General features: G+C 71.9%; 7 protein-coding genes. 4 read left to right on the top strand and 3 right to left on the bottom strand.

Translation table 11 applies throughout. The annotated features are described in order from the left end of the window. Both trhO and ACTS11_RS03970 read left to right on the top strand, forming a co-directional pair. A partial coding sequence (trhO, locus tag ACTS11_RS03975; RefSeq protein ID WP_442639047.1) for an oxygen-dependent tRNA uridine(34) hydroxylase TrhO occupies positions 1–525 on the top strand: 525 nt, incomplete at its 5' end. Positions 526–563: 38 nt separating this feature from the next. Next, positions 564–1,130, top strand: a complete 567-nt coding sequence (locus ACTS11_RS03970) for a hemerythrin domain-containing protein (RefSeq protein ID WP_442639046.1) — start codon at positions 564–566, stop codon at positions 1,128–1,130. Here ACTS11_RS03970 and ACTS11_RS03965 read toward each other — a convergent pair. Continuing rightward, entirely contained in the window at positions 1,127–1,792 is a 666-nt protein-coding gene (locus ACTS11_RS03965; RefSeq protein WP_442639045.1) for a DUF2461 domain-containing protein, read from the bottom strand. The two genes, ACTS11_RS03970 and ACTS11_RS03965, sit on opposite strands and share 4 nt — an antisense overlap. 2 nt (positions 1,793–1,794) lie before the next feature. Beyond that, positions 1,795–2,673 (bottom strand): alpha/beta hydrolase family protein, encoded by an 879-nt coding sequence (locus tag ACTS11_RS03960; RefSeq protein ID WP_442639044.1) that lies wholly within the window; start codon positions 2,671–2,673, stop codon positions 1,795–1,797. Between the two features lie 135 nt (positions 2,674–2,808). Between ACTS11_RS03960 and ACTS11_RS03955 the strand changes: the two genes are divergently transcribed. Next, positions 2,809–4,245 (top strand): alkaline phosphatase D family protein, encoded by a 1,437-nt coding sequence (locus tag ACTS11_RS03955; RefSeq protein ID WP_442639043.1) that lies wholly within the window; start codon positions 2,809–2,811, stop codon positions 4,243–4,245. A gap of 116 nt (positions 4,246–4,361) precedes the next feature. Then, complete coding sequence (locus ACTS11_RS03950) at positions 4,362–4,826, top strand: SRPBCC family protein (protein ID WP_442639042.1); 465 nt, start codon at positions 4,362–4,364, stop codon at positions 4,824–4,826. Between the two features lie 4 nt (positions 4,827–4,830). Here the strand turns inward: ACTS11_RS03950 and ACTS11_RS03945 are convergent. After that, positions 4,831–6,925, bottom strand: a 2,095-nt coding sequence (locus ACTS11_RS03945) for an HWE histidine kinase domain-containing protein (protein ID WP_442639041.1), incomplete at its 5' end; no start/stop codon positions are given.

Here is a 6,925-nt window from a genome sequence, read left to right as displayed (position 1 = left end):
CTGATCGATACGCGCAACGATTACGAGGTGCAGATCGGCAGTTTCGAGGGCGCGGTCGCTCCCGGCACGCAGAGCTTCCGCGACTTCCCCGCCTGGTGGGAGGCGAACCGCGAGCGCTTTCACAACAAGCGCATCGCGATGTTCTGCACCGGCGGCATCCGCTGCGAGAAGTCCACCGCCTTCCTCAGGGCGCAGGGGGTGGAGGAGGTCTATCACCTGAAGGGCGGCATCCTGAAATACCTCGAGGAGGTCCCCGAGGAGCAAAGCCTGTGGCGCGGCGGCTGCTTCGTCTTCGACGAGCGGGTGGCGGTGGGCCACGGCCTGCGCGAGATGCCCTATTCGCTCTGCCGAGCCTGCCGCAGGCCGCTCGCGCCCGAGGACCGGACGCGGCCCGAATTCGAGGAGGGGGTCGCCTGTCACCGCTGTGCCGACGAGTTCACCGAGGCCGACCGCGCCCGGTTCCGCGAGCGGCAGCGGCAGGTCCGGCGGGCCGTCGCGCACGGCGCGGCGCATCTCGGCGGCTGACCCTTGCGCCCGGCGCGGGCGGGGTTATGTGCCTGCCCATGATCTCCGAAGACCTCGACACCAGGCCCGGCCTGCCCGAGCCGCTGCGCCTCCTCCTCCAGACGCACCCGCGCGAAAGCTGGCAGGCGCATCCGCAGTTCCACGGCCTCGTCAGCTTCTGGCTGGAGCGGCACATGATGTTCCGCCAGCTCATGGCGCACATGTCCCGCGAGACGGAGGGCTTCCTCGACGGAAACCGCGATCCGCGCGCCTTCGCGCAGGGGATCGCGCGGTATGGCGGGCTCTTCGTGAATCAGCTTCACGGGCATCACCAGATCGAGGATCACCACTACTTCCCGTTGTTGCGCGAGAAGGACGCCCGGATCGCGCGGGGCTTCGACCTGCTCGACGCCGACCACCACGCGCTCGACGGCATCCTGAACCGCTTCGTCGGACAGGCGAACGCGGCCATCGAGGCGGCTGGCGGGGCCGACCCGAGGACGGCGGCCGCCGCGCTCGGCGGGGGCCTCGGCGATCTGGAGCGGCTGATCGGGCGGCACCTCGAGGACGAGGAGGACCTGATCGTCCCCGTGATCCTCGCCCACGGCGCGGACGGGCTCGGCTAGGGCCGGAATGCCCCGTCCAGGATGCGCCAGACCGGCAGCATCGGCGGAAGGAGCGCGGTCATCGACGGCAGGAGGCCGCGCGCCTCCCACCCCTCGGGCAGCGGCGCGTGCACGGCGAAGGCCTTGCGCCTGAGGAGGTCGGCGTGGGGGTGCCCCTCGTCCCAGGGCTTCGGCACCCGCTTGAGCGGCTCCGGTCCCCAATCGGACAGCGTGACGCCCTTGTGCGCGGCCGCCTCCATCGCGTCGGTCAGGTCGTCGCCCTCCTTGTCCACCATCCGGCGGAACCGGGCGAGGGTTTCCTTCTCGAGGTCCATGACACCCATCCCGAGAAGCAGGTAGTCGGGCGAGACGCCGAAGAACCAGGCGGGCGCGACCGCCGCGCCGGGGCGGGACCAGAGGATGTGCAGATGCTCCTTGTAAGGCGTCTTGTCCGCCGAGAAGCGCACGTCGCGGTGGATGCGGAAGACCTTCGGCCCATGCGCCGCGCCGGTCGCCCGCCCGAGGTCCTCGGCGAAGAGATCGGCGAGCAGCTCGGCGGGCTTGCGGACGCGGTCGGTATAGGTCGCCTTGTTGGCTTCGAAGAAGTCGCGGGTGTTGTCCGCGCGAAGGCGCGTGAAGAAGTCCCGCGCCTCCGCGATCATCCCCTCGAAGCCGTCGGCCATGTTCAGTCGGCGTGGGCGTCGAAGAAGGCGACGTTGGCGGCGATCATCTCCTCGAGCACGGCATCGGTGGCGAAGGCGTTGAAGACATGGTCCATCTCCGCGATCCAGAGCTCCTCCGGTCCCTCGTGCGCGGCGATGAAGAGGTCGGCCGAGGCGGGCGGCACGAGGTCGTCGGCGCTGCCTTGCGCGACGAAGAGGGGGCCGGAATAGGCCGCGATCTCGGCGGGCGGGTCGATGGCGCCGAGCCCCGCGAAGAACGCGCCGTTGAGCGTGATCTCCGCCCAGGGAAGCGTCACCGGAACCGCCTCGTCCGCGCCTGCCGCGAGGCCCGCCTCGACCGTGGCGGGCGTCAGGATGGCGGTGAACGTCTCCACCGGCGTCGCGACCGCGTTCCAGAGCGCCACGGCATCGAAGGCGCCGCTCCGCCCCGCGGTGGCGCTGGCGACGAGGCCCCCCTGGCTCCAGCCCATGAGGAAGAGGTCGTCGCCCGCCACGCTGTCGAGCCCTTGCAGATATGCGACGGCGGCCAGCGCATCGGCGATCTGCCCCTCGAAGGTCGTCTCGGCGAAGCTCATCTCCGCCGTCGCCTCGCCCGACCCGGCGAAGTCGATCCGCAGGCTGGCGTATCCCGCCTCGGCCAGCCGCGCGGCGGTGCGGGCGAAGATGCCCTCGGGCACCGCTTCGGTCATCAGCTCGTTCCGCGAGCCGGTGAACCCGTGGAGGAGCAGCACGACCGGCGCCGGATCGCCCGCGGGCAGGGCGAGCGTGCCGATGACGTCCTGTCCGGGGCGCTCGATGGTGACGGTGCTTTCCGTCACTTCGGCGGTCGCGAGGCCGGGGATGCAGGCAGCGAGGAGGAGGAGGGGGACGGCGCGGTTCATGGCGGACCTCATGGGGCTGACTTTCGGTGATCGACGCTAGGTCCGCCGGGCCGAGTCGCGCAAGGCGTTGCACATCCGGCGGAAAACCGCGCCGTCGGGTTTGCGCATCGCCGCCCGAAGCCCTAGCTCAGCCTGATGCAGACCGCCACGCCCCTGCCCATCGGGCCCATCCTCTTCCTCGACACCATCGCTGAGGGGCAGCTTCGCCTCGCCGCCCTCTTCCTGACGCCGAGGGGGGAGGAGCCCGCTCCGGTCCTCGTCGCGGGGGAGGAGGTCCGCGCGCAGCGCCTCGCCCATTTCGACGCGGCGACCGCCTGGCGCGTGCGCTTCGCGCTGCCCGCCGATCGCGCCTCCTCCTACCGCTGGGACGGGCAGGACTACGAGGTGGCGGGCGATGTCGGCGGCGACCTGCGCCTCGCCTACGTCTCCTGCAACGGCGAGGAGGTCGGCGACATGGAGCGCGAAGGCTCCGAGCGGAACGCCATGTGGGCGCGCCTGCGCGAGGAACACCGGAAGTCCCCCTTCGCGCTCCTCCTCCACGGCGGCGACCAGGTCTATGCCGACGAGGTGACGCAAGGCCACGAACTCAGCCACGACTGGCCCGAGAAGGTGCCGCGCGACCCCTCGCAGGCCGCGCTGGCCGACCTGCGCCACCATTTGCGCGAGCGGTTCCTCGGGCGCTACGCCGCGCTCTATGCCGCGCCCGAGGTCGCGTGGGTGATGGCGCGGGTGCCCTCGCTCATGCAGTGGGACGATCACGACATCTGCGACGGCTGGGGCTCGCTCCGCCGGTCGCGGACCTATTCGCCGGTGGGGCAGACGCTGTTCTCCGCCGCGCGCGAGGCGTTCCTTATCTTCCAGCAGGCCGCGACGGAGGGGGACCTGCCCCTCCGCTTCGCGGACCGCGAGGGCCATCACCTCGGCTGGTCCGTCGCGGCGCCGGAGCTGCGCATCCTCGCGCCCGACCTCCGCTCGGAGCGCACGCGGCGGCAGGTCATGGGATCCGGCGGATGGGCGATGATGGAGACCGAGGCCGCGCGCGACATGGCGGGCCACAGGCTCCTGTTGTCGAGCGTGCCGCTGCTCGGGCCGCGGCTGTCGATCCTCGAGGCGCTGATGGTCGCCGTGCCGCGGATGCAGAAATACGAGGACGACCTGCGCGACCAGTGGCAGAGCCGCGCGCACCGGGACGAATGGCGGCGGATGCTGCGCCTCGTGCGCAACCTCGCGCGGCGGGACGGGCACGACATCACGGCGGTCTCGGGCGAGATCCACCTCGCCACGCGGGCGGTGATGGACCTCGGGGATGGGCTGCGCCTCAACCAGCTCGTCGCCTCGGGCATCGCGCACCGGGCGCCGCCGCGCGGCTGGGCGCGGTTTCTCCACGCGCTCGCCTGGCTGGGCGAGGACCCGCTGCCGGAGAACCCGATCCGCGTGGAGCGCATTCCCGGCCAGCGACTGCGTTACGTGGCCGAGCGGAACTACCTCCTCCTGGAGCGGTCGGGTGGTGCGTGGCACGCGCGCTGGGATCTCGAGGCGAGCGGCATGACCGAGCCGCTGAGCCTCGGCTGAGCCGGGGGCTCGCCACTGTTCTTCTACATGATATGCTGGGCGCAATCCGCCGGAACGAGTCCGTCACGGCGCGCATTGTCGAAGGCGCGGACCACCGCGCGAACGGAGTTGCCCCAATGACCGACACATCCCGCGACCTCGTCCTCGAACGCGTGCTCGACGCCCCGCGCGCCAATGTCTGGCGCTGCTGGACGGAGCCCGAGCTGATGAAGGACTGGTTCTGCCCGAAACCCTGGCGCGTGACGGAGGCGCGGCTCGACCTCCGGCCCGGGGGCGAGTGTTTCAACATCATGGAGGGACCGGAGGGCGAGCGCGTCGAGAACCCCGGCGTCTTCCTCGCGGTCGAGCCCGGAGAGCGCCTCGTCTTCACCGACGCGTTCCTCCCCGGTTGGCGCCCCACCGGCGAGCCCTTCATGGTCGGCGAGATCCGCCTCGCGGACGCGGACGGCGGGCGCACCCGCTACCACGCTCGCGCCATGCACTGGAGCGAGGAGACGCGCGCCCGCCACGAGGCGATGGGCTTCCACGAGGGCTGGGGTATCGCCGCCGACCAGCTCGAGGCGCTGGCGCGCACGCTCTAGCGGATCAGCCCCTTGTGGCCTGACGGAGCGCCTCGGCGAGGTCGGCGGCGACGAGGGGCTTCGACAGGACGATCCAGCGCTCGCCCTCGCGCGCGCCCGGCACCTCGCTGTAGCCCGTCAGGAAGACCGGGGCGATGCCCTGCGCCGCAAGGCGCCGCGCGAATTCCACGCTCTCCGCGCCCTCGCCGGTCACGTCGAGGACGGCAGCGTCCAGCTTCCAGGCGCGATCCTCCAGAAGACCTTCGGCCTCGGACAGGTCGCGCGCAGGACCGATCACGGAGCAGCCCATCTGCTCCAGCGTCTCCGCCGCGTCCAGCGCGACGAGGTACTCGTCCTCGACCAGAAGCACCCGCAGCGGCGGCAGTTCCGCGCGCGTAGGCGCCTCCGGCTGCGAAACGGGGTTGGCGGCGGGCGCGAGCGTGTCTTCGGGCAGGTCGATGGTGCAGAGGAGGCCCGCGTCGCGCCAGTCCATCCGGATCGTGCCGCCCAGCTGATCGACGGAGCCTTGCAGGATGGCCATTCCCACGCCGTCCCCGCCCGGGGGCGGTCGCGAAACGCCGGGCCCGCGCTCGTCCCAGCGGATCGAGACGCCGCCGCCCTCGCGCCTCTGCCAGCCGACCTCGAGCCTGCCGTTGGGCGCCGACAACGCCCCGTGCTTGACGGCGTTCGTCGCAAGCTCGTGCAGCACCATCGAGAGCGGCTGCGCCGCCGAGGACGCGATCCGTATCGACGCGCCGTCCATCGCGATCTGCGCGCCGCGCCCGTAGGCCGCCAGTTCGTCGCGCAGGAGGTTGGCCAGCGTCGCACCCTCCCAGCGCTCGCTCGACATCAGCTCGTGCGCGCGCGCCAGCGCCTGCACCCGGCCCTCCACGTCCTTCATGGCGCGCCGCGCCGCCGGATCACGCACGAGGCGCAGGAGCGCCTGCACGATGGCCAGAACGTTCTTGGCGCGGTGATCGACCTCGCGGGCCAGGCGCATCTGCCGCTCCCGGTCCTCCTCGCGCTCGGTGACGTCGTGGACCGTGGCGATCCTGAGCCCCGGCGCGCCCTTCGCCGAACGCGGCACGGCGGCCGAGCCGACCTCGACCCAGCAGGCGCTGCCGTCCGGGCGTCGCAGCCTTCGGAGCCCGCCGTCCTGCGGCACCGGCTCCAGAAGCGCGTCGAGCGTCGTCTCGAGGAGTTCGGACGGCTCGCGCCCCGAGATCTCGGTCAGCCTGCGGTTCGCCTTGAGGATGCGCCCCGTCGCGGCGTCGAGAAGGGCGGTTCCGGTCGCTGCGTTCTCGAAGGCCGCGCGGAACTCCGCCTCGCTGTCGCCGAGTGCCGCCCGCCGCCGCGCCTCGACCATGGCGAGCAGGCCAAGCGCGATCGAGGTCGGCACCCCCACCCCGAGAAGCCCCGCCATCGTCAGGAGCCACGGCGTGAGGATGGCCGCGAAGGGACGCGACACCGTGGCGTAGACCTGCAGATCCGCCACCTGCCGGTAGGCGATCAGGAGCCGCCGCCCGAGCGGAAGGCCCTCGCGCAGACCGATCGCGCGCCCCTGGTAGAGCCCGCGTTCCGAACCCTCGGCCATCGCCGTGCGCAGTGGACTCGTCTCGGGCACCAGCGGCATCGAGAGCCAGCCGGTTCCCGTCGAGGCCAGGATATGCCCGTCGGCGCGCAGGAGCGAGAGCACGTCCGACGGTTCGTGCATCGTGGTGCCGAGGCCGCGGGCCACCAGGAATGGGTCGAGCGAGACGACGACGCGCCCGTGGAAATCGTCCTCCGCGCCGTTGCCGGAGCGCGGAATGCTGATGCTGAAGGTGGGTCTGCCGCCATCCTGCGAGATCGACAGCGCGCCGAACTCGTCGACGGGCGCGTCGTGCGCGGCCTCCACTGCGCCCGGCCCCGGCAGCCCCGTCGAGGCGACGAGCAACTCGCCCCCGGCGTCCGTCACCGAGACCCCGTTCGACACCGGCAGCTCCGGCATGATCCGCTCGAGCAGCCGGTGATAGCGCGCTTCGTCCCTCCTGATCGCGTCATCCGTGGCGCCGCCGAGGGTCGCATCCGTCAACCGCGCGGCCAGGAGCGCGGAGTCGAGGATGCGCGCGGAGTATTCC

The sequence above is a fragment of the Roseicyclus sp. genome, assembly GCF_052168335.1.
Taxonomy (GTDB): domain Bacteria; phylum Pseudomonadota; class Alphaproteobacteria; order Rhodobacterales; family Rhodobacteraceae; genus Roseibacterium.
The sequence above is the reverse complement of the archived record's forward strand: the minus strand, read 5'-3'. Positions and strand labels throughout refer to the sequence as shown.